Source organism: Nonomuraea insulae, from assembly GCF_042656245.1.
This window is the reverse complement of record NZ_JBHSPA010000003.1, coordinates 73,524-95,388: the sequence shown is the minus strand read 5'-3', so window position 1 is coordinate 95,388 and position 21,865 is coordinate 73,524. Positions and strand designations below refer to the sequence as shown.

18 protein-coding genes are annotated in these 21,865 nt (G+C 69.5%); 11 read left to right on the top strand and 7 right to left on the bottom strand.

All coding sequences use genetic code 11. The annotated features are described in order from the left end of the window. Positions 1–8: 8 nt before the first annotated feature. The 5 genes from ACFPZ3_RS00910 (at position 9) to ACFPZ3_RS00890 (ending at position 5,338) form a co-directional block, all read left to right on the top strand. Positions 9–1,355, top strand: coding sequence for a S8 family serine peptidase (locus ACFPZ3_RS00910; RefSeq protein WP_379511957.1), 1,347 nt, complete (start codon positions 9–11; stop codon positions 1,353–1,355). 62 nt (positions 1,356–1,417) lie between these two features. Then, on the top strand, positions 1,418–3,019 hold the full coding sequence (gene lysS, locus ACFPZ3_RS00905) for a lysine--tRNA ligase (protein ID WP_379511956.1): 1,602 nt from the start codon (positions 1,418–1,420) through the stop codon (positions 3,017–3,019). After that, positions 3,016–3,558: an AAA family ATPase gene (locus ACFPZ3_RS00900; protein ID WP_379511955.1), complete on the top strand. Its 543-nt coding sequence runs from the start codon at positions 3,016–3,018 to the stop codon at positions 3,556–3,558. The genes lysS and ACFPZ3_RS00900 overlap by 4 nt, the downstream gene beginning before the upstream one ends. 60 nt (positions 3,559–3,618) lie before the next feature. Further along, a complete protein-coding gene (locus ACFPZ3_RS00895; protein WP_379511954.1) occupies positions 3,619–4,347 on the top strand; it encodes a glycosyltransferase family 2 protein in 729 nt (242 codons plus the stop codon). Between the two features lie 19 nt (positions 4,348–4,366). Continuing rightward, entirely contained in the window at positions 4,367–5,338 is a 972-nt protein-coding gene (locus tag ACFPZ3_RS00890; protein ID WP_379511953.1) for a ketopantoate reductase family protein, read from the top strand. Here ACFPZ3_RS00890 and ACFPZ3_RS00885 read toward each other — a convergent pair. Then, the gene (locus ACFPZ3_RS00885; protein ID WP_379511952.1) at positions 5,304–5,831 is read right to left on the bottom strand and encodes a DUF6886 family protein; all 528 of its coding nucleotides are present in this window, start codon (positions 5,829–5,831) and stop codon (positions 5,304–5,306) included. The two genes, ACFPZ3_RS00890 and ACFPZ3_RS00885, sit on opposite strands and share 35 nt — an antisense overlap. A gap of 75 nt (positions 5,832–5,906) precedes the next feature. Here ACFPZ3_RS00885 and ACFPZ3_RS00880 point away from each other — a divergent pair, with 75 nt between their 5' ends. Further along, positions 5,907–6,260, top strand: a complete 354-nt coding sequence (locus ACFPZ3_RS00880; RefSeq protein WP_379511951.1) for a hypothetical protein — start codon at positions 5,907–5,909, stop codon at positions 6,258–6,260. On the opposite strand, the gene ACFPZ3_RS00875 is transcribed toward ACFPZ3_RS00880, so the two are convergent. Then, positions 6,257–6,682 carry a hypothetical protein gene (locus ACFPZ3_RS00875; protein WP_379511950.1) on the bottom strand — a complete coding sequence of 142 codons (426 nt, stop codon included), beginning with the start codon at positions 6,680–6,682 and terminating at the stop codon, positions 6,257–6,259. The two genes, ACFPZ3_RS00880 and ACFPZ3_RS00875, sit on opposite strands and share 4 nt — an antisense overlap. 62 nt (positions 6,683–6,744) lie before the next feature. Here ACFPZ3_RS00875 and ACFPZ3_RS00870 point away from each other — a divergent pair, with 62 nt between their 5' ends. Beyond that, a complete protein-coding gene (locus ACFPZ3_RS00870) occupies positions 6,745–8,646 on the top strand; it encodes a sensor histidine kinase (RefSeq protein ID WP_379511949.1) in 1,902 nt (633 codons plus the stop codon). Here ACFPZ3_RS00870 and ACFPZ3_RS00865 read toward each other — a convergent pair. The 4 genes from ACFPZ3_RS00865 to ACFPZ3_RS00850 all read right to left on the bottom strand — a co-directional run bounded on the left by ACFPZ3_RS00865 (position 8,605) and on the right by ACFPZ3_RS00850 (position 11,116). Beyond that, on the bottom strand, positions 8,605–9,090 hold the full coding sequence (locus tag ACFPZ3_RS00865; protein WP_379511948.1) for an NUDIX domain-containing protein: 486 nt from the start codon (positions 9,088–9,090) through the stop codon (positions 8,605–8,607). The two genes, ACFPZ3_RS00870 and ACFPZ3_RS00865, sit on opposite strands and share 42 nt — an antisense overlap. Positions 9,091–9,097: 7 nt before the next feature. Further along, entirely contained in the window at positions 9,098–9,967 is an 870-nt protein-coding gene (locus tag ACFPZ3_RS00860; RefSeq protein WP_379511947.1) for a TolB family protein, read from the bottom strand. Between the two features lie 26 nt (positions 9,968–9,993). Further along, a complete protein-coding gene (locus tag ACFPZ3_RS00855) occupies positions 9,994–10,734 on the bottom strand; it encodes an MBL fold metallo-hydrolase (protein ID WP_379511946.1) in 741 nt (246 codons plus the stop codon). Between the two features lie 241 nt (positions 10,735–10,975). Beyond that, positions 10,976–11,116, bottom strand: coding sequence for a hypothetical protein (locus ACFPZ3_RS00850; RefSeq protein WP_379511945.1), 141 nt, complete (start codon positions 11,114–11,116; stop codon positions 10,976–10,978). Positions 11,117–11,517: 401 nt separating this feature from the next. Between ACFPZ3_RS00850 and rho the strand changes: the two genes are divergently transcribed. From rho to ACFPZ3_RS00835, 3 genes are all read left to right on the top strand, one after another. Beyond that, positions 11,518–12,624 (top strand): transcription termination factor Rho, encoded by a 1,107-nt coding sequence (gene rho / locus ACFPZ3_RS00845; RefSeq protein WP_379511944.1) that lies wholly within the window; start codon positions 11,518–11,520, stop codon positions 12,622–12,624. A 207-nt stretch (positions 12,625–12,831) separates the two neighbouring features. Beyond that, positions 12,832–13,872 (top strand): putative RNA methyltransferase, encoded by a 1,041-nt coding sequence (locus tag ACFPZ3_RS00840; RefSeq protein ID WP_379511943.1) that lies wholly within the window; start codon positions 12,832–12,834, stop codon positions 13,870–13,872. 144 nt (positions 13,873–14,016) lie between these two features. Beyond that, positions 14,017–15,783 (top strand): S9 family peptidase, encoded by a 1,767-nt coding sequence (locus tag ACFPZ3_RS00835; protein ID WP_379511942.1) that lies wholly within the window; start codon positions 14,017–14,019, stop codon positions 15,781–15,783. A 219-nt stretch (positions 15,784–16,002) separates the two neighbouring features. Here ACFPZ3_RS00835 and ACFPZ3_RS00830 read toward each other — a convergent pair whose 3' ends face one another. Then, the gene (locus ACFPZ3_RS00830; protein WP_379511941.1) at positions 16,003–17,541 is read right to left on the bottom strand and encodes a PP2C family protein-serine/threonine phosphatase; all 1,539 of its coding nucleotides are present in this window, start codon (positions 17,539–17,541) and stop codon (positions 16,003–16,005) included. Positions 17,542–17,661: 120 nt separating this feature from the next. Here ACFPZ3_RS00830 and ACFPZ3_RS00825 point away from each other — a divergent pair, with 120 nt between their 5' ends. Continuing rightward, positions 17,662–21,864 (top strand): HAMP domain-containing protein, encoded by a 4,203-nt coding sequence (locus ACFPZ3_RS00825; RefSeq protein WP_379511940.1) that lies wholly within the window; start codon positions 17,662–17,664, stop codon positions 21,862–21,864. Position 21,865: the final 1 nt, after the last annotated feature.

The following is a 21,865-nucleotide window of genomic DNA, read 5'->3' as shown; positions in this document are numbered from 1 at the left end:
GGGTTCCCATGCGCGTCCTGATCCAGCTCCGCCCGGCCCCAGACGTCGTCGCGTCGGTCATCGACCCCGGTGTCCGCAGCACGGTCGCCGACGTCGTCACCGACCTGCCCGGGGTCCTGATCGACCCGGCGTTCACCCCGGTGGCCGTGCCGCGGCCCGTCTCGGCGCACGGCGCGCCCTTGTCGCTGCACCAGCGGGTGGGGTTCTCGCTGGCGCCTGAGGACGCCTCGGTGCTCGTGCGCGGCGAGATCTCCGACGCCGAGCTCACCACCAGGTCGGTGTTGCTGTCCTCGTCCGTGCGCGAGGTGGCGGGGGTGTTCGCCGACCCGTACATACGGCCGACGACCTGCGGCGACGACGGCCCTGTCGGCGACTGGGAGGAGGTCAGGCGGCTGCTGCGCGTCCATGACCTGTGGGCGGGCGGGCACGACGGCGAGGGCGTGATCGTCGCGGTCGTGGACACCGGCATCAACGCCGACCACGTCACCACCGTCATCGGCCACGACGTGACGATCGACGCAGAGCGGAGCTGGAGCCCGCAGGGCGTGGACAAGATCCCTGGGCACTACCCCGTCGGCCACGGCTCCATGTGCGCCTTCGGCGTGCTGCTCACCGCCCCCAAGGCGACCCTGCTCGACCTCCCGGTCCTGCTCAGCCGCCGGCCGGGCACGAACGGCGACGGGCTGCTGTCGGACGCGCTCGCCGCCTACTCCCACCTGGGCGCCCTCCTGCGGGCCATGCCCGCAGACTCCAGGTCCCTGGTGGTCACCAACAGCTGGGGCATGTTCTCCCCCGACATGGACTTCCCGCCCGGCCACCCGGGCAACTACTCCGACAACCCGGCGCACCCGTTCAACGTGATCGTGGGGAGTCTGGAGGGGGAGGGCGCGGACATCCTGTTCTCGGCGGGCAACTGCGGGCGCGACTGTCCCGACGAACGATGCGCCTACACCGACAGGACGATCGTGGGCGCCAACTCCCATCCGCGCGTGTTGTCCGTGGGCGGCGTGGACGTCAGGGGCGAGCGTGTCGGCTACTCCTCGCAGGGGCCGGGCAGGCTGTCGGAGCGCAAGCCCGACCTGTGCGCGTACACGCACTTCGCCGGCTCCGACGCCATCGGCCCGGCCGACTCCGGCACCTCCACCGCCTGCCCCGTCGCCGCCGGCGTGGTGGCCGCCGTGCGCACGCGCAGGTCCGCGGGGGAGCTGTCACCCTCGCAGCTCCGTACACTGCTGCACCGCACCGCCGACGACCGCAGCACGGTCGGCTTCGACCACGACTACGGCTACGGCGTCATCGACCCGACCGCCGTCCTGGCCGCGCTGGAGCGGCAGAACCGGACCAACGCCGCCTGACTCCGGCCCCCGCGCAGAGCTACGCGTTGGCTTGTACCGAGCGGAGCCGCGACAATAGCGCGATGGCTGACAGTGCCGAGACCGACTGGGTCTCCAGGTTCGCGGACGAGGTGATCTCCGAGGCGGAGAGACGCGCCCCGGGCAAAACGATCGTCTGCGCCTCCGGGCTGAGCCCGTCGGGCCCAATCCACCTGGGCAACCTGCGTGAGGTCATGACCCCCCACCTGGTCGCCGACGAGATCAGGCGACGCGGCACGGAGTGCGTGCACCTGCTCTCGTGGGACGACTACGACCGCTTCCGCAGGGTGCCCGCGGGCATCGACCCGTCGTGGGCCGAGCACATCGGCAAGCCGCTGACCTCGGTGCCCGCCCCTCCCGGCAGCGAGCACGCCAACTGGGCCGAGCACTTCAAGGCGCCCATGACCGCGGCGCTGGCCGAGCTGGGCGTCGAGGTCCACGGGATCAGCCAGACGGAGCAATATACGTCGGGCGCCTACCGGGAGCAGATCCTGACGGCCGTGCGCGAGCGGGGCAGGATCGACACCGTGTTGTCGCGTTACCGGTCGAAGGAGGTCGAGGACTACTTCCCGTACAAGCCGTACTGCGACCTGTGCGAGCGCGACCTGACCACGGTCACCAACTACGACGACGAGACCACCGAGCTGGCCTACACCTGCGAGTGCGGCTTCGGCGAGACCGTGCGGCTGGCCGAGCACGACCGCGGCAAGCTGGTGTGGAAGGTGGACTGGCCGATGCGCTGGGCCCACGAGGGCGTGATCTTCGAGCCGTCCGGCGTCGATCACCACTCGCCCGGCTCGGCGTGGATCGTCGGCCGCCAGATCGTGGGCGAGGTGTTCGGCGGAGAGCAGCCGATCGGCCCCATGTACGCGTTCGTCGGCATCACCGGCATGGCCAAGATGAGCAGCTCCAAGGGCGACGTGCCGACCCCGGCCGACGCGCTGGAGATCATGGAGGCGCCGGTGCTGCGCTGGTTGTACGCCCGCCGCAAGCCCGCCCAGTCCTTCAAGATCGCTTTCGACCAGGAGATCCAGCGGCTCTACGACGAGTGGGACGCCCTGGGCCGCAAGGTCGCCTCGGGGCAGGCCCAGCCCGCGGAGCTGGCCGCGTACAACAGGGCCGTGGGCACGGCGACGGGCCCGCTGGCCGCCACCCCGCACCCTGTCCCCTACCGCACGCTGGCCTCGGTCGCCGACATCACGACCGGGCACGCCGAGCAGGCCCTGCGCATCCTGCGCGACCTCGACGGCGTCGAGGCGCTCGACGAGGCCCGTCCCCGCCTGGACAGGGCGCAGCGCTGGGTCGACGACCACCTGCCCGCCGACCAGCGCACGCGCGTACGCGAGTCGCCGGACCAGGAGCTGCTCGACTCGCTCGGCCCCACCGAGCGGGAGGGCCTGCGGCTGCTGGCCGACGGCCTGGACGACTGGACGCTGGAGGGGCTGACGGCGCTGGTGTACGGCGTGCCCAAGCTCCAGGCGGGGCTGCCGGCCGACACCAAGCCCACGCCGGAGCTGAAGACGGCGCAGCGGGCCTTCTTCGCCCTGCTCTACAAGCTGCTCGTGGGCCGTGACACCGGCCCCCGGCTGCCCACGCTGCTGATGGCCGTGGGCGCCGACCGGGTGCGCAAACTGGTGGACGTGTGAGGGGTGTCGTCCTGATCACCGGAGTCTCGGCCGCGGGCAAGTCCACCGTGGCCCAGGCTCTGGCCGAGCGGTTGCCGCGTTCGGCCCACGTACGCGGCGACACCTTCCGCCGCATGGTGGTCAACGGCCGCGCCGAGATGACGCCGGAGACGAGCGACGAGGCGGTGCGCCAGCTCCATCTCCGTTACCGAATTGCCGCCGCTACGGCGGACTTGTATTTCGATGCCGGATTCACGCCAATAGTCCAAGACGTCATTCTCGGACAGGACTTGGAACGGTTCACGAAGTTGGTCCGGGCGCGTCCCTTGCACGTGATCGTGCTGGCTCCCGACCCCGCCGCCGTGGAGCGGCGCGAACACGCCCGAGCCAAGATCGGCTACGGCGGCGGGTGGACGATCGCCCAGCTGGACGGGTTGCTGCGGGCTGAGACAGCGCGCATCGGACTATGGCTGGACACCTCCCGGCAGAGCGTCAGGGAGACCGTTGAAGAGATCGTTTCGAGGGCCGCGGAAGCGAGAATCAACGAAGATCACATATAAGACTGATCTATGCAAGGCAGTGTCAAGCGGGCTGCATGCGCCATGGTGGACCTTGATGACATGAACAAGCAGCCTTTCGCCGCCAGCGTCAGTGTCATCGTTCCCGCGATGAACGAAGCCGAGAACCTTCCCCACGTCTTCGCCACGCTGCCCTCCTGGATCGACGAGGTGATCCTGGTCGACGGCAACTCGACTGACGACACCATCGCCGTAGCGCGCAGGCTGCGCCCCGACCTCCGGGTCGTCGTGCAGAGCCGGCGCGGCAAGGGCAACGCGCTCATTGAGGGCTTTCAGGCCGCGCAGGGCGACATCATCGTCATGATCGACGCGGACGGGTCCACCGACGGCAGGGAGATCCGCGCCTTCGTCGCCACGCTCGTCGACGGCGCCGACTTCGCCAAGGGCTCCAGGTACGCCCCTGGTGGCGGCTCGGACGATCTCAGTCCGATCCGCTCGCTCGGCAACAAGGTCCTCACCGGGCTCACCAACTTCCTCTACGGCACCCGCTACACCGACCTCTGCTACGGCTACAACGCCTTCTGGGCCCGCCACCTCGACACCCTCGACCTCGACTGCGACGGCTTCGAGATCGAGACCCTGATGAACGTCCGCGCCGCCCAGGCCGGCCTCGTCATCCGCGAGGTCCCCAGCCACGAGCGCTCCCGCATCCACGGCGTCAGCAACCTGCACGCCGTGCGCGACGGCTGGCGCGTGCTCAAGACCATCTGGCGGGAGCGGGCACGCGGCACCGCCGTGACAGCGCCGGCCCAAGTGGCACTCGCCAAGTAGGGAGTGACATCCTCGGACAATGCGCTACATAGTGATCGGAGCAGGAGCAGTCGGGGGGACCATCGGAGCCCGCCTCTACCAGGGCGGACAGGAGGTGCTCCTCATCGCGAGAGGGCCTCACTACGAGGCCCTCAAACGTGACGGCCTGCGCCTGGTCACCTCTGACTCCGACGAGATCCTCCCCATCCCCGCCGCCGACGGCCCCGTGCCCACGCGCGATGACGACGTGCTGATCCTGGCGACCAAGTCCCAGGACACGATCGCCGCGCTGGCCCCCTGGTCGTCCGACCTGCCCGTGGTGTGCGCCCAGAACGGCGTGGCCAACGAGCGCATGGTCCTGCGGCGGTTCGAGCGTGTCTACGGCATGTGCGTGTGGCTGCCCGCCCAGATCCCCGCGCCGGGCGTCATCGCCGCCGGCGGTCACCCCTACTCCGGGATGTTGCACGTCGGACGTTATCCACAGGGTGTGGACGAGCTGTCCGAGCAGATCGTCACCGACCTCGGCAAGCGCGGCCTCGTGGCCCGGTCCTGGCCCGACGTGATGCGCTGGAAGTACGGCAAGCTGCTCGGCAACCTGGCCAACGCCGCCGAGGCGCTCATCGGCCACGTGCCCGCCCTGACCGACCTGGCCCAGCGCGCCAGGAGCGAGGCCATGACCGTCCTCGACCGGGCCGGCATCGCCGCCGTCACCCCCGCGGAAGAGGCCGAGATCCGCGGCCACAACGTGGACTCCCGGCCCATCGAGGGCATCGAGCGCAGCGGCGGATCGTCCTGGCAGAGCCTGGCCAGGGGCAGCGGCACGATCGAGGCCGACTACCTCAACGGCGAGATCGTCCTGCTCGGCCGCGAGCACGGCGTGCCCACGCCGGTCAACGAGGTGCTGCGGCGCGAGGCCAACCGGGTCGCCGCCGAGAAGCTGCCGCCCGGCTCGATGCCCGCAGAGCGCGTGCTGGCCCTCATCGACGAGCGTTCCGCAGCCGGATCCCGCTGAACTCCACGGTGCTGGCCGTCACCTCGTTCCAGAACGGCCACAGGTTGTCCAGCACCCTGAGCTGGATCCCGGCCTCCTCGTGCAACTCGAACAGGTCGCGTACCGGCTCCGGCGGGCCCAGCGGCACCACCGGGGCCTTGGAGACCACGGCGTGCGGCGGGTCGCCGATGGGGGCGAAGTCGTCGGCGGGCAGGCGGTAGGCGAACAGGCGGACGTCCATGACCGCCTTCAGCCAGCCGTACTCGATCGCGTGCACCCGCCCGCCGCACCCGGCGCCGAAGATCCGGGCCGCGTCCTCCTCGGTGGTGCGCGGCCCGGTCCAGGCCATCGCGCGCGGGCAGGCGCGGGGAAACCAGTAGTCAGGGCAACGGTCGTAGTCGACCGCCCACACGTACGGCGCGCTCTGGATGGAGGTCACCGCGACGTGCGGCACGAACCGCTCGATCGTCGGATCCTCGGAGAAATGCAGGACCTGCCCTGGCTCGGGTCTCATGAACGCCATCATCGCGCATACCTCGTCGATCTACGGGCAGTAGAAACGCCGTTCTTACGACAAGAGGTGAGTTGGATGATCGTATTAGGACTGCTCCTGATCCTGCTCGCCGGCGGCGCGTTCGCCCTGGTGTTCTCCGAGGAGAGCGCCAGGTACATCCTGTTCGGATACACCTTCGAGCTCAGCAACGTCCAGATGTTCCTCGCGGGGGCGGCCGCCGCGGCCGTCCTGCTGCTTGGTCTCTGGCTGATGGGCTCGGGTTCGCGCAGGACCGCCAGGGAACGCCGCCGGCTTCGTAGTGTCAAGGTCGAGTCCTCCAACCGGGTGGCCCAGTTGGAGGATGAGAAGCGCGACCTGGAACGGAAGCTGGAGCGCGAGCACAAGAACGACGACCGCCTGGTCGCCCGCGCCCCCGAAGAGCGCGGTTAGGCGTCGAGGCTCTGGCGTGAGGGCATCAGCTTGCCCTCACGCCAGAGCGCGAACCCGGTGATCACAGCGCCCACGCCCTCCCAGAGCCCGACCCCGAAGAACTTGCCCGGCGCCGCCCCGGTCAGCACCAGCGTGGTGAAGACCGCGAATGTCAGCAGCCGGAACGGCACGGTCCAGCGGAAGAACGGGGTGTAGTCGTGCGAGGCGGCGAACAGGTAGTAGACGCCCATGTTCACGGCCGCCATCGACGAGGCGGCCATATAGACCAGCGTGTAGTCGCCGGTGGGCCGCACGTCGAGGACCTCGAACCCCAGCATGCTCAGCAGCGTGCCGGGCGAGATCAGCCCTAGCAGACCGAGCGCGAGGGCGAGGAAACCGAAGACCGCGATGGTCCAGCCGGAGAAAGAACGCGGAAGACGCACAGAAATCCTTCCAATGGGGGGTGTACTCTGCGAGGCGATCTCATCATGCACCCGGAGGTCGCATGCCCCCCACGCGTGGCCGCCCCATCGCGCTGAAACTCCTCATTCTCCTGCTCGTCCCGCTGCTGTCCCTGGTGGGCCTGTGGGCGTTCGCCGCCGGCCTGACCGGCGGCGACGGAGTGCGCCTGCTCGCCATCAGCGACCTGGCCACCAACCTGGCCGACCCGTCAGAGCGGGTCAACATCGCGATCCAGAACGAACGGCTGGCCTCGGTGGAGTTCCTGGCCACCGGTCAGGGCGCGGACGCGATGGCCAAACGGCGCGGCCAGACCGACCGGGCCGTGAGCAAGTTCCGCTCGCTGGCCAAGGGCGTGCGCGACCTGTCTCCCGAGATGGTCACGCAGCTCAACGCGCTGAACGGCAAGCTCGACCAGCTCTCCGACGTACGCCGTGAGGTGGACGGCACCGTCGTCGCCCCTCTCGACGTGATCGACGGCTACAGCGTGATCGTGGACGCCTCCTTCCGCATGTACGACGCCATGGTCCTGGTGCCCGACATGACCCTCTTCCAGCAGGCCAGGGCGGTGACCATGCTGGGCGAGGCCAAGGATGTGCTGTCCAGGGAGCGGGCGCTGATCGTGGTCGTGCTGGCCAAGGGCAGGGTGGACGCGCGCGAGCGGGAGGCGTTCACCGGGATGGTGGCGACCAGGAGGCTGCTGTTCTCCCAGGCGCTGTCGCATCTGGACGGGGCTCTGCGCGGCCCGTACGAGAAGTTGTCCGCCGCGCCCGTCTACCGGGAGTTCCAGGAGACCGAGGACGCCATCAGGGGGCAGGCGGCCACCACCGGGCTGCCCGCCACCGCGGCCACCTGGCCCATCGACGCCCAGAACCTGTGGACCGCCGTCGAACGCAACCAGGCGCTGGCCGTCCAGGGCATCGTCCAGCGGGTGACCCCGACGGCCATCGGCATGCTGATCAAGATCGGCGTGGCGGGCGGCGTGGGCCTGATCGCCGTCATCGCCTCGATCATGATCTCGCTGCGCTTCCGCAAGCGCCTGGTCCGCGAACTGGCCGGGCTGCGCGACGCCGCCACCGAGCTGGCCGAGGTGCGGCTGGCTGGGCTGGTCAAGCGGCTGCGTACGAACGTCGAGCCCCCCACGGCCGCCGAAGTGGCGCCGCTGCAGGTCAAGGCGCACACGTCGGAGGTGGCCGACATCGTGCGCGCTTTCAACGACGTGCAGTCCACGGCCGTCGAGGCCGCCGTGGGCCAGGCCCGGCTGCGCCACGGCGTCAATCAGGTCTTCGTCAACCTGGCCCGGCGCAACCAGTCGCTGCTGCACCGTCAGCTCCTGCAGCTCGACACCATGGAGCGGGCCACGGAGGCGCCGGAGACGCTGGCCGACCTGTTCAAGCTCGACCACCTCACCACGCGCATGCGCCGGCACGCCGAGAGCCTCATCATCCTCTCCGACCAGACCCCCGGCCGTGGCTGGCGCAACCCGGTGCCCATCCTCGACGTGTTGCGCGCCGCCGCGGCGGAGGTGGAGGAGTACGAGCGGGTGGAGGTGCTCCAGCCGCCGCCCGTCGCGCTGGTGGGCACGGCGGTCACGGACGTGGCCCACCTGATGGCCGAGCTGATCGAGAACGCCACCCTCTTCTCACCGCCCCAGACCAGGGTGGACATACGCAGCGCCGGCACGCCCCACGGGCTCATGGTCGAGGTGGAGGACCGCGGGCTCGGCCTGCCCAGGGCCGAGCTCGACGAGCTGAACGAGCGGCTCACGAAGCGGCCCGAGTTCGACCTGGCGCAGAGCGACCGGCTCGGCCTGTTCGTCGTCTCGCGCCTCGCGGCCAGGCACGGCATCAAGGTCACCCTGACGCCCTCGCCGTACGGCGGCCTGACCGCGATGGTCGCCCTGCCCTCAGCCCTCCTGTCCGACCAGCCCGTCATGGCGGGGCGGTAGGTAGGTCAGCCCGCCGGAGCTGAGGGCGGCGGCGCTGGCCAGCAGCCGTTCGTAGGTGAAGGGGGCCAGCAGCCGCTCGGCCTCCTCCACCGTGAAGAAGCCGTAGTCGTCGAGCTCCTCGGCCTGCAGCGTGATCGGAGTGTCCGACCGGATCTCGCCGCAGTCGAACATGAACGTGACCACCGGATAGGGCACCCTCGGCGCCCCGTCCACCCAGTGCACGGTCAGCAGCCTGCCGACCTCGAGCGAGAGCCCGACCTCCTCGGTGATCTCCCTGGCGCAGGCCTGCGCGGGATGCTCGCCCGCGTCGACCATGCCGCCGGGGAACGACCAGTGCTCCCGGTAGTTGGGATCGACCAGGAGCACCCGGCCCCGCTCGTCGGTGATGTACGCCGTCGCCCCCGTGACCACGCGGTGGACCTGGGCCCAGAAATCATCGCTCACACAGGCACTATGGCAGAACCTGCAGCAGTGCCTGCTTCTTCGCCCGTGCGGGTTCCGCGACGCGCTGGACCTCCTTGCCCGCGCCGTCCAGCACCACCAGCGTGTTGTGCGTGGTGCCGGAGACGCGGACGACCATGCGGCCGTCGGCGAGGTAGAAGGCGCCGATCAGCTTGCCCTTGACCTTGGGAGCGTGCGTCTTTCCCGTCACCATGTCGAGGACGACCGGCGTGAAGGAGGTGGGCCAGCTCCCGTCCCCGAGGGTGTCGGGGTTCGCCGGGAACTGGACGATCGCGGAGCGGCCGTTCGGCGACAGGCTCTGCAGGTGGGTGATCCACTTGACGCCCTTGGCCCGGACCGCCTTGCCGCTCTTGACGTCGAGCCGGTAGAGCGCGTCGGCCGTGCCCGCGTAGCCCGCCACGTAACGGCCGTCGGCCGACCAGGCGAGGTGGCACACGCCCTCCGAGGTGCCCAGCTTGCGCGGGGCGCCGGTGCCGTCGGCCTTGACGGACATGATGGTGCTGCCCTGCGCGTACGCCACCCGCGTCGAGTCCGCCGACCACGCCGGGGTGAGGCACGGCGTGCCGCTCTGAACCCCGCTCACGATCGTGTACGTCTTGCCGCCCGCCCTGACCTGGAGCCGGCCGCTCGACGTCACCCAGGCGGCCTTCCTGCCGTCGGGCGCGGCGGCGTACTGCGGCATGTCGCCCGTCTTGGCGAGCGTGCTCCACGCGCCGCTCTGGTAACGGCTGAGCTGGTTGGCGGTGAGGCTGGCATAGACGGCGGCGCCGGACAACTCAGGCGCGGCCGCGGCCGACGCGGCCTGGGGCGCCACCAGAACGACACCGAGTGCGACACCTGCCGCAACGCGAATCTTCATGAGTAGACATGGTGCCGGAAACCCGATCACAAACGCAGGAACGGCTCGCTGAAGTGAGCGGTGGAGAGAATCGCACGTTCCGCCCTGAGCGTGGCCAGCACGTCGGCCCGGGTAAGCGCGGCCGCCTCCTGGTCGTCGTCGTAGACGTACCTGATGCTCGGATCCGCCAGTTGCACGGGGTGCAGCACCAGATCGCCCGTCATGGCCACCTCGCCGGCTCTGACGATCTGGTGGCCGGGGGTGTGCCCGGGGGCGGAGCGCACGTGTACGCCCGGCGTGACCTCGGCGTCGCCCTCGACGACGTGGAGTTGCGCCTTGAGCGGATGGACGATCTCGTCGAGCATCCGGCCGCGGGCCGCGTCCAGCTCGGCCCGCTGGAGCACGTAGCGGGCGTTCTCGAACACCGGCCTGCCGTCGACGACCGCGCCCGAGGCGTGGTCGCTGTGCAGGTGGGTGAGGATCACGGTGCCGACCTCGGCGGGCGCGACGCCCACGGCGGCCAGCTCACCCGCCAGCGTGCCGGGAACCGGCGCCCAGCTCGACGCCGGCGAGTCCGCGCCGCCGATGCCGGTGTCGACCAGCGTCAACCGGCCGGCGGGGTCGCGGAGCAGGTAGCAGTGGAAGTGCAGGACCCACGGCTCGTCATGGAGCCCGGAGCCGGCGAACATCTCCGCCAGCGGGCGGCGGATCGCCGTCCCCATGGGGCCCACGGCGTCGCAGAGCGGTGTCACCTCGACGCCGGACACGGTTATCGGTTGGTGCGGCACGCGCCAAGACTAGGCGGTTTCACACACCTACGGCCGCTTCGTCTCGCACCTTCGCCTCGGCGGCCTTCGCCACCTTCGCCCGAGCCGACATCTGCCATAGTCGCCCGAGCGGGCACCTGCCGTCTTCGCCCGCGCCGACATCTGCCGTCGTCGCCCGAGCGGGCATCCACCTTCTCCCCACAAGGACATCAGCCGAAGTGCGGCGGGAAAGGGAGAAGTGCGGGGGCCGGGAAACGGGCCTCTAGGCGGCGACGGGCTGGCGCGGAATGTACTCGATCTCGAGGTCGGCGGCGTAGACGGCGCGGCAGCAGTGCGCGCACCTGTACATGATCGGGCCTTCGTCGAGCTCGTTGTGACACCGAGGGCAATTGACGGTCTTCATGGCGCGCTCCCCCAAGGAGTGTTCTGTTCGTCCCTATAGAACCCTCATCGAGTTGCAGGGACCCTGCATGCCACTTGACACGATGACGCCGCATCGATGGAGGTTCAGTGCTGTGCACTACACCGTGCGCGGTAATTTTCCTCGCGGTACGGTGCCGAGAAGAACATTGTCGCGCGTGTGTCCCGCGTACGCGGGCGAAGACACGGTAACCGCCCGGGAATAGCCCAAGAGGGCTAGGCGTTGTATGGGTCAGATCGTGTGGTATGTTGCCACTCAAGCGTAGAGCGTCAAGCTCCGCTGATCTTCACTTGGCCCAGCCCCCTTCATCGAGGGCCCGGCTTCCTTTCATCACCCGCCGAACTCTCGCAGGGTTCCGGCGCATTCCCCCAAAGGGGCTCATCATGTCTGTGCAAACCATTCCAGAACAGCGTGCCTCCGTCCCGATTCGCCAGGTCAGCGGCCTGCTCGATGTACGCGACAAATCCGCGTTCATCCGGTTGGACCACCTGCCCGGCCCGGACGACGTACGCCTGCCGCCGGAAAGAGTGCGGCAGTACGACCTACGTCCCGGCGACCGCGTCACCGCGTCCTTCGCCGGCAACAAGCTCGTCGATGTCGAGTCGGTCAACGGCGCCACCCGTTGGCGTGACCGGCCCCAGTTCGGCGACCTCACGCCCGTACATCCCACCGAGCGCCTCAACATCGAGACCGAGTCGCTCAGCACGCGCGTCATCGACCTGTTCGCGCCCATCGGCAAGGGGCAGCGCGGCCTCATCGTGGCGCCGCCCAAGGCCGGCAAGACCATGGTCCTGCAGGCACTGGCCGCCGGGATCACGCGTAACCATCCAGAGGTGCATCTCATGGTGGTGCTCATCGGCGAGCGGCCGGAAGAGGTCACCGACATGCGCGCCAGCATCCAGGGCGAGATCTTCTCCTCGACCTTCGACTACCCCGACCGCGACCACACCGCCATCGCGGAACTCGCCATCGAACGGGCCAAGCGGCTCGTCGAGGGCGGGCAGGACGTGGTGCTGCTGCTCGACTCGCTGACGCGGCTGGGGCGGGCGTACAACAACGTGGCCCCCGGCGGCGGCAAGACCCTGACGGGCGGCATGGACGCCCGCGCCCTGTACCCGCCCAAGCGCTTCTTCGGCGCCGCCCGCAACGTGGAGGGCGGCGGCTCGCTCACCATCCTCGCCACCGCGCTCGTGGACACGGGCTCGCGGATGGACAACAACCTGTACGAGGAGTTCAAGGGGACGGGCAACATGGAGGTGCACCTGACCCGCGAACTGGCCGAGCGGCGCCTGTTCCCGGCCGTGGACCTGGACGCCTCGGGGACGCGGCGCGAGGAGATCCTGCTGCACACGGACGAGCGAGAGGTCGTCTGGCGGCTGCGGCGCATGCTCACCTCGCTGGAGAAGCGGCAGGGACTCGAGATGCTCGTCGACAGGCTCCGCGCCACCCCCTCCAACGCCGCCTTCCTCCTCGAAGCCAGCGCCGCCTGACCCCGTACGGTCATGCCGCCACGCCGCATGAAGACCTCCGCCCCACGCAGACGGCCGGCTCCCCTGGCCCGTATGCCCGGCCCGCCCCGCCCTCCCGGCCCATCGCGCCTCGTCAGCAGCGCCGGCCGTGTTCACCCGGAGGGGACGTCGTCCGCCGAGAGCGCAGCCGGACGTGGTGCCGGCGGCCGGTGCACGAGAATGGGCCGCATGCTCGCCGACATCGTCGAATACCTCATCTGCCCCGTCTGCCGTGCCGACGTGCGACTGGACGAGGCCGCCCTGCGGTGCGCGGCCGGGCACTCCTTCGACGTGGCCAAGCAGGGATACGTGAGTCTGCTGGTCGGGTCCAGGTCACCGGGCACCGCCGACAGCCCCGACATGGTGGCCGCCAGGGCCGCGTTCCTCGACAAGGGCTACTACGCCCCGCTGGCCGACGCCGTGGCTGAAACGGTGCGGGCACATGTGGCGAATGAGAACGTTCCAAGAAAACGTGAGTCCTCTACCGAAACGAATGACGGCGGGGAGTTGAGGGCGTACCGTGTTGCGGGAGTGGAGGCCGGTTACGGCTTGGGGCCAGGAGGTCTCGGGCGGGAGCCGGAAATCGTCGAGGATCGTCGCGCGGAGGGCAGGACCGCGCCGTTGATCATCGACGCAGGCGCGGGCACCGGGCACTACCTGGCGGCCGCGCTCGACGTGGTTAACCATGGCATCGGGATGGCGTTCGATGTGTCGAAGCACGCTGTTCGCCGGGCGGCACGGGTGCATCCGAGGGCAGGGGCGTTCGTGGCCGACGTGTGGCGCCCGCTTCCGATCAGGAGCGGGGTGGCCGACGTGGTGATCGATGTTTTCGCGCCCAGAAACGGGCCCGAGTTCAAACGTGTTCTACGCCCCGACGGCGTCGCGGTGGTCGTCACCCCCGCGCCGGAGCATCTGAGTCCGCTGGTCGAGGAGCTGGGGCTGCTCTCCGTGGATGAGGAGAAAGAGCGCAGGGTGGCTCGCAGCCTGGAGGGTTTCACCGAGTCAGGGCGACGCTCGATCGAGTTCGAGATGACGCTGGGGCATAGTGACATCGCCCAGGTTGTCGGGATGGGTCCGAGTGCGTGGCATAACGAGGCGAACACGCTTGATGAGCGAATCGCCGCCTTTGTCTCCCGAAATGTCGCGAAAGGACAGCAAAAAGTAGTAGCGCGTGCGGCGTTTCATCTGTCTATCTTCGCGCCGGCGCCCCGATCAAGACCTGTTCCTTGACGGGCATGTGCGACTGGTGTTACTGATGGGGCATTTAGTCCGAAATTCCCCCACATTCTCGACGTATTTCCTCGGCACAGGCGCAATACTGGACGGCATCCCACGCCCGGAGGCGCGGGACAACACAGGGAGGGGGCGCGCCGGATGAAGGCGGAGGAACGCTGGCAGGCCAGGTTCCGGGCGTCGCGCATGACGCTGCCGTCCTGGGCGCGCCAGGCCCCGAACCGCTCCATCTACCGCTCCAACACCACCGGGACGTGGGAGGTCTACGCCTGGGACCGCGTGACCGGCGCCACTCGCCAGGTCACCGACCGTCCCAAGGGCACCGCCTACGCCGCCATCGACCCCGGCGGCCAGTGGATCTACTGGTTCGCCGACACCGACGGCGACGAGTTCGGCGAGTGGTGGCGCCAGCCGTTCACCGGCGGCCCCGACGAGCCGGTCGCCCGCGACCTGCCGCCAGGCCAGCCTGGCGGCATCATGCTGTCCACGACCGGCGTGGCGGCGATCAGCATGGCCGGCGAGGGCTCCTTCCGCATCCATCTGGCACGCGACGGCGAACCGACCAGCCTCCTGTACGAGAACTCGGAGGCCGCCTGGGTAGCCGCCATGTCCCTCGACGGCTCCCTTATCGCGATAAATCACGGTGAATACGGCGACTTCCGGCACCCGGCCCTCCGCGTCGTCCGCCAGAACGGCAGCACGGTGGGCGAGCTCCACGACGGCCCGACGAAGGGCGTGGTCGGCCTCGACTTCGCCCCCGTCGTCGGCGACCGCCGCCTGCTGGCCCTGCACGAGCGCCGCCAGCGCCACGAGCCCCTCGTCTGGGACCCGGTGACCGGCGAGCAGCGCGAGATCTGGCTGCGCGACTCGGGCGACCTCGCGGCCGAGTGGTACGACGACGGCCGCGGCCTGCTCATCCTGCGCGACGACCGCGCCCGCAGCTACCTGCACCGCTACGACCTCGCCGGCGGCGGCCTGACCCCCATCGAGACCCCGCACGGCGTGATCGAAGAGGCCGCGCCCCGGCCCGGCGGCCACGTCGAATACTCCTGGTCCAGCGGCTCCCGCCCGCCGATCATCCGGTCGAGCACCGGCCAGGTCGTGGTCAACTCCGGCGGGCCGCCCGCCCCGCCGAGCGTCCCCGTCGAGGACATCGACGTCGAGGGCGAGGGCGGCCGCATCCACGCCCTGGTCTCCAAGCCGGAGGTGGGCACCTCGCCCTTCCCCGCGGTCTTCCTGTTGCACGGCGGCCCGACCTCCCACGACCGCGACGCCTTCTCCCCCGAGGTCGCGGCCTGGGTGGACGCCGGATACGCGGTGGTCCGGGTCAACTACCGGGGCTCGACCGGCTACGGCTCGGCCTGGCGCGACGCGCTGCACGGCGACGTGGGCCACATCGAGCTGGCCGACGTGGCGGCCGTCCGGCAGTGGGTGGTCGACCACGGCATCGTCGACCCGGACAGGACGCTGCTGGCGGGCTCCGCATGGGGCGGCTATCTCACCCTGCTCGGCCTCGGCACCCAGCCCGACCTCTGGGCGTGCGGCATCGCCGCGGTGCCGATCGCCTGCCACCAGACCTCCTACGAGGACGAGGCGGAGAGCCTGCGCGCCTACCACCGCGTCCTGCTCGGCGGCTCCCCCGACGAACAGCCGGAGCGGTACGCGGCCAGCTCCCCGATCACCTACGTCCCCCAGATCAAGAGCCCGCTGCTGATCCTCGCCGGCGAGAACGACACGCGCTGCCCGCTGCGCCAGATCGAGAAATACGTGGCCCAGCTCGCCGAGCACGGCCTCGAACACGAGGTCTACACCTACGACGCCATCCGCGGTTCCCTCGTGGTCTCGGAACGAATCGCCCAGACGGCGCTGCAGCTCGAATTCGCCCGCAAACACGCGAGTACGCCGTGACAGAGGCTTCCGGCCTGGCAGAACACCCCTGACAGCACTCTTGACCGTCAGCCAGCTCGCCTGTCATCATCACGCCACCCGCAACCAGCCGGAAGGGCGCCCATTGAGCACCACCGCGAGCCCGCACAGCACCCCACCGCACAGCACCCCGCCGCATCAGGAGCGCCCGCGATCGTGATGGCGCGCCACACGACCGCAGGACCCTCGCAGGAGCACGAACTACCGGGCGCGCAGCACCACGATCGCCAGGTCGTCCGCGCTGGGCTCCAGGGCGAACTCGGCCGCGCCCCTGCGGATGCGCTCCGCCACGGCCCTGGCCGACAGCCCGGCGCACTCGGCCAGCAGTTTGGCCAGGCCGCCGTCGTCGTCCAGCAGCCGCCCGCCGGAGCGCCGCTCGGTCACCCCGTCCGTCACGGCCAGCAGCACGTCGCCGTGGTCCAGATGAATGGTGTCGGCCTCGAACACGACCTCGTGGAAGACCCCCAGCAACGACTGCGGGGTGGTGACCGCCTCGACGACCCCGCTCGGCTTGAGCCGCAGAGCCTCCGGATGGCCGGCCGACACCAGGCGGATCTCGAGACCGTCCGCCGCGGGCGTGATGTCGCCGTGCAGCAGCGTGAGGAACCTGGCCCGCTCGCCCTCCTCCAGGATCGCCTGGTTGAGCCGGCCGAGCACGGCCGCCACGCCGTAGCCCTCCCGGGCCAGCAGGCGCAGCGTGTGGCGGGCGAGGCCGGTCACGGCGGCGGCCTCGGGGCCGGTGCCGCAGACATCGCCGATCGCGAACCGCCACGAGTCGTCGCCCGCCTTGAACAGGTCGTAGAAGTCGCCGCCGACCTCGTTGGCCTCTCCGGCGGGCTCGTAGATGACGCCGTAGTCGAGCCCCGGAACCTCTGGCTCGTTGGGCGGCAGCAGGCTGCGCTGGAGCGCCCGGTTGGCGGCGGCCTGCTGGGCGTAGAGGCGGGCGTTGTCCATGGCCAGCGCCGCGCGCCTGCCGATGTCCTCGGCGAACTGGATGACCTCGTCGGGGAAGCGGTCGGGCCGGCCCAGGCACATCATGCCGAGGCTGCGGCCGCGCGCCATGAGCGGCACGGCGAGCACCTGCGACTCCGGCAGGTGGATCGTGGAGGTCACCCGGGTGTCGGCGGCGCTGATGTCCATGTCCGTGAGCTGCTCGCGCAGGCCGTCGATCCTGGCCTCATCGGCGTGCCACAGGTAGACCAGCCGCAGCGGCGCCGAGTCGGCGGTGTAGACGGCGCACCAGCTCGCCAGCCGCGGCACCACCACCTGGGCGATGATCGCCGGAACCATGTCGGGGTCTAGCGTGCCCGCGAGCAGGTCGCTCGCGTCGGCCAGGAATCCCAGCCAGTGCGGCCCTCTGCTGCTCTCCTCCAGCCATTCGGCAGCGACCCGGTCAGCGGAGCCAGGTAGCGTGAGCCTTGCCCAATGGACACGGGAATCGCCCGCAAAGGTGACTCCCCACTCCTCGACGTTGACGGAAGGTGGTTTCGGATCACCCTGGGAAAGGTTTCGCTGCCGCAACTCCACCTGGACTGCGTCCCCGAAATGCTTCCAAATCACCTCAAACGGCTCGTCAGCGACCTGCTCGGCCAGATCTCCGGCGACCTGCTCAGCGGTATGGAGCACGCCGCCGGTGGCCCACGCGGTCATCACCTCGCGCGTGAACCTCATCGCAGCCGTCACAGCGGTCTCGCCGGGCGCGAACGTCGCAGCCAGCACCGCATGGGGAGAAGCAGTCATCCTCACGTGCCTACCACACTTCCCGCTGACTTGGGGTAAATCCAAGGGCAGGACTACGAGCTACTCATCGTGACAGACTTGAATCACTCGCCGACGGCAGCAGCGAGTGAAGGAGGCCCCATGACCACGGCCAAGGCCGCGCCAAGCCCTGAGGAGAGGACGTACACCGAGTCCGATCTCGTGCCTATCCTGGAGACTCTCTTCTCTTGGCGTGACGGCGATTTCCGGCGTCGGGTTCCTCATGCTCCTCCTGGCATCCTCAGCGAGGTGCGGCTGCTGCTGAACGAAGTGGCCGACCGCCGCGAGCACCTTGCCAACGAACTGGTGCGCGTACGTAAAGAAGTCGTCAAGGAAGGACGCTTCAGCGAGCGGCTGACGCCCGGACCGGGTGTCGGCGCGTGGGCGGAGAGCGTCGAGTCGGTCAACATGCTGATCGACGCCTTGGTGAGCCCGGTGAGCGGCGCGGCCGACGTCATCGACGCGGTCGCCAAGGGTGACCTGTCGCGGCGGATCGACCTCGACCGGTCGGCGCGCGGCGAGGTACGCCGCCTGGGCAAGGCCATCAACGGCATGGTGGACCAGCTCGCGCTGTTCAACTCCGAGGTCACGAGAGTGGCGCGCGAGGCGGGCACCGAGGGCCGGCTGGGTGGCAGCGCCAACCTGCGCGGCATGTCCGGGAGCTGGCGCGACCTCACCGAGGCCGTCAACACGATGTCCTCGCGCGTGGCGGCGCAGGTGCGCGACATCGCCGTGGTGACCACCGCGGTGGCCAAGGGCGACCTGAGCCGCAAGGTGACGGTCGACGCCGTGGGCGAGATGTTCGAGCTGAAGAACACCGTCAACACGATGGTCGACCAGCTGTCCGGCTTCGCGGAAGAGGTGACGCGAGTCGCCCGCGAGGTGGGCACCGAGGGGCAGCTCGGCGGCCAGGCGCAGGTGACCGGCGTGTCGGGCGTGTGGAAGGACCTCACCGACAACGTCAACTTCATGGCCAACAACCTCACCTCGCAGGTGCGCAGCATCGCGACGGTGGCGACGGCGGTGGCCCAGGGCAACCTGTCCAAGAAGATCACCGTCGACGCGCAGGGCGAGATCCTCCAGCTCAAGGACACCCTCAACACGATGGTGGACCAGCTGTCCTCCTTCGCCGACGAGGTCACCCGAGTCGCCCGAGAGGTCGGCACCGAGGGCAAGCTGGGCGGCCGGGCCGAGGTGAAGGGCGTGTCGGGCGTCTGGAAGGACCTCACCGACAACGTCAACTCGATGGCCAACAACCTGACCTATCAGGTGCGCAACATCGCCCAGGTCACCACCGCCGTGGCCAACGGCGACCTCACCCGCAAGATCGACGTGGACGCCCAGGGCGAGATCCTGGAGCTCAAGTCGACCATGAACACGATGGTCGAGCAGTTGTCGTCGTTCGCCTCGGAGGTGACCCGAGTCGCCCGGGAGGTGGGCACCGAGGGCCAGCTCGGCGGTCAGGCGCAGGTGCGGGGCGTGTCCGGGGTCTGGAAGGACCTGACGGACAACGTCAACTCCATGGCCAACAACCTGACCTCACAGGTACGCCAGATCGCGGCCGTGTCGTCGGCCGTGGCCCAGGGCAACCTGTCCAAGAAGATCACCGTCGACGCGCAGGGCGAGATCCTCCAGCTCAAGGACACCCTCAACACGATGGTGGACCAGCTGTCCTCCTTCGCCGACGAGGTGACCCGAGTCGCCCGAGAGGTCGGCACGGAGGGTCAGCTCGGCGGGCAGGCGAGGGTGAAGGGCGTGTCCGGGGTCTGGAAGGACCTCACCGACAACGTCAACTCGATGGCCAACAACCTGACGTACCAGGTGCGCAACATCGCCGAAGTGACCACCGCGGTCGCCAACGGCGACCTCACCCGCAAGATCGACGTGAACGCGCAGGGCGAGATCCTCGCGCTCAAGACCACCGTCAACAAGATGGTGGACCAGCTCTCGTCGTTCGCGTCCGAGGTGACCCGAGTCGCCCGAGAGGTCGGCACGGAGGGCCAGCTCGGCGGGCAGGCCCGGGTCGAGGGCGTCGAGGGCACGTGGAAGCGGCTCACCGAGAGCGTCAACGAACTGGCGGGCAGCCTCACCACGCAGATCCGCGCCATCGCGACCGTGACCAGCGCCGTGGCGCGCGGCGACCTGACCCGCTCCATCGCCATCGAGGCGCAGGGCGAGCTGGCGGAGCTGAAGGACAACATCAACTCGATGGTGGGCAGCCTGCGCGAGACCACGCAGGCCAACCAGGAGCAGGACTGGCTCAAGTCCAACCTGGCCCGCATCTCCCGGCTCATGCAGGGCCACCGCGACCTGCTCGAAGTGGCCAAGCTGACGATGAGCGAGCTGACGCCGCTGGTGTCGGCCCGCTACGGCGCCTTCTACAGCATCGATCCCGAGGGCGACCACGAGCTGATCCTGATCGGCGGTTACGGCGTGCGTCCCGACCGGGGCCCGCGCCAGCGCTTCGGCATCGGCGAGGGCATCGTCGGGCAGGCGGCGGCCGAAGGTCGGCACATCGTCCTGGACGACGTGCCACCGCAGTTCATCACCATCGACAGCGGGCTCAGCCGCTCCACGCCCGCGCAGATCGTGGTGCTGCCGATCCTGTTCGAGAACCGGGTGCTCGGTGTGCTGGAGCTGGCCTCGTTCACGCCGTTCGGGGAGGTGCACCTCGACTTCCTGACGCAGCTCGTCGAGACCATCGGTGTCACGATGAACACGATCATCGCCAACTCCCGCACAGAAGACCTGCTGACCGAGTCGCAGCGGCTCACCCGCGAGCTGCAGGAGCGCTCCGACGAGCTGCAGCGCCAGCAGGAGGAGCTGCGCAGGTCCAACGCGGAGCTGGAGGACAAGGCGGCGCTGCTGGCCAAGCAGAACCGCGCCATCGAGATCCAGAACTTCCAGATCGAGCAGGCCCGCCGCACGCTGGAGGAGCGCGCGGAGCAGCTCGCGGTCTCCTCGCGGTACAAGTCGGAGTTCCTGGCGAACATGTCGCACGAACTGCGCACACCGCTCAACAGCCTGCTGGTGCTGGCCAAGCTGCTGACCGAGAACGCCGAGGGCAACCTGACCTCGCAGCAGGTCGAGTTCGCCCGTACGATCCACAGCGCCGGTTCGGCGTTGCTCCAGCTCATCAACGACATGCTCGACCTGTCGAAGGTCGAGGCGGGGCGGATGGACATCCATCCGATCCAGGTGTCGCTGCCGAAGATGGTCGACCTCCTGGAGGCCGCGTTCGCGCCGCTGGCGCAGGACAAGGGGCTGTCGCTCACGGTGGACGTCGAGTCCGAGGTGCCGCTCGAGTTGCGCGCCGACGAGCAACGCCTGCAGCAGGTGCTCCGTAACCTGCTGTCCAACGCGGTGAAGTTCACGCCGCGCGGTGAGGTGAAACTGCGCGTCTCGCCGGCTCCCGCCGGGGTCGACTTCGACGACGACTCGCTGCACGACGCCGACGACCTGCTGGCGTTCCAGGTGATCGACACCGGCATCGGCATCGCGCCGGACAAGCGGGACGTCATCTTCGAGGCGTTCAGGCAGGCCGACGGCACGACGAGCAGGAAATACGGCGGCACCGGGCTGGGCCTGGCGATCTGCCGGGACATCGCCAGGTTGCTGGGCGGCGAGATCCACGTGGACAGCGAGCTGGGCAAGGGGAGCACGTTCACGCTCTACCTGCCGGCCTCGTACACCGGTCCGCTGGCCGCGACCGACGGCGGGACGGCGAACCGGCGGCAGCTCATGACGCCGCCGTCGGAGGACCAGTCCTCCTCGCCCGAGCCGCCGATGCCGCTGGACCTGCCGATGCCGGAGCTGGTCGAGCCGCCGGTCGAGACGCCCAGCCAGTGGCAGGGCGACGACCCGCTCAACGGCGCCAAGATCCTCATCGTCGACGACGACATCCGCAACGTCTTCGCGCTGACGAGCGTGCTGGAACGACACGGTTCCACAGTCGTCTACGCTGAAAACGGACGGGAGGGTATCGAGCAGCTCGAACGAAACGAGGACGTCGCGCTCGTACTGATGGACATCATGATGCCGGAGATGGACGGATGGGCCACGACCTCGGCCATCCGGCGCATGCCGCAGTTCGCGGACCTGCCGATCATCGCGCTGACCGCCAAGGTCATGCGAGGCGATCGGGAGAAGAGCATCGCCTCGGGCGCCTCCGACTACGTACCCAAGCCGGTCGACGTGGACCGCCTGCTCGAACGGCTGCGCGGATGGCTCAGCCGCGGTCGTGGCTCCGCGTCCGACTCCTCGACCCCGCCCTCCCCGCCCACCTCGCCAGCTGAAGGGTCGTGAT

What these genes read in the sequence shown, in the direction of transcription:
- ACFPZ3_RS00910 (WP_379511957.1), top strand. Translation starts at nt 9, where the DNA reads ATGCGCGTCCTGATCCAGCTCCGCCCGGCCCCAGACGTCGTCGCGTCG.
- lysS (WP_379511956.1), top strand. Translation starts at nt 1,418, where the DNA reads ATGGCTGACAGTGCCGAGACCGACTGGGTCTCCAGGTTCGCGGACGAG.
- ACFPZ3_RS00895 (WP_379511954.1), top strand. Translation starts at nt 3,619, where the DNA reads ATGAACAAGCAGCCTTTCGCCGCCAGCGTCAGTGTCATCGTTCCCGCG.
- ACFPZ3_RS00890 (WP_379511953.1), top strand. Translation starts at nt 4,367, where the DNA reads ATGCGCTACATAGTGATCGGAGCAGGAGCAGTCGGGGGGACCATCGGA.
- ACFPZ3_RS00885 (WP_379511952.1), bottom strand. Translation starts at nt 5,831, where the DNA reads ATGAGACCCGAGCCAGGGCAGGTCCTGCATTTCTCCGAGGATCCGACG.
- ACFPZ3_RS00880 (WP_379511951.1), top strand. Translation starts at nt 5,907, where the DNA reads ATGATCGTATTAGGACTGCTCCTGATCCTGCTCGCCGGCGGCGCGTTC.
- ACFPZ3_RS00870 (WP_379511949.1), top strand. Translation starts at nt 6,745, where the DNA reads ATGCCCCCCACGCGTGGCCGCCCCATCGCGCTGAAACTCCTCATTCTC.
- ACFPZ3_RS00860 (WP_379511947.1), bottom strand. Translation starts at nt 9,967, where the DNA reads ATGAAGATTCGCGTTGCGGCAGGTGTCGCACTCGGTGTCGTTCTGGTG.
- ACFPZ3_RS00850 (WP_379511945.1), bottom strand. Translation starts at nt 11,116, where the DNA reads ATGAAGACCGTCAATTGCCCTCGGTGTCACAACGAGCTCGACGAAGGC.
- rho (WP_379511944.1), top strand. Translation starts at nt 11,518, where the DNA reads ATGTCTGTGCAAACCATTCCAGAACAGCGTGCCTCCGTCCCGATTCGC.
- ACFPZ3_RS00840 (WP_379511943.1), top strand. Translation starts at nt 12,832, where the DNA reads ATGCTCGCCGACATCGTCGAATACCTCATCTGCCCCGTCTGCCGTGCC.
- ACFPZ3_RS00835 (WP_379511942.1), top strand. Translation starts at nt 14,017, where the DNA reads ATGAAGGCGGAGGAACGCTGGCAGGCCAGGTTCCGGGCGTCGCGCATG.
- ACFPZ3_RS00830 (WP_379511941.1), bottom strand. Translation starts at nt 17,541, where the DNA reads ATGACTGCTTCTCCCCATGCGGTGCTGGCTGCGACGTTCGCGCCCGGC.
- ACFPZ3_RS00825 (WP_379511940.1), top strand. Translation starts at nt 17,662, where the DNA reads ATGACCACGGCCAAGGCCGCGCCAAGCCCTGAGGAGAGGACGTACACC.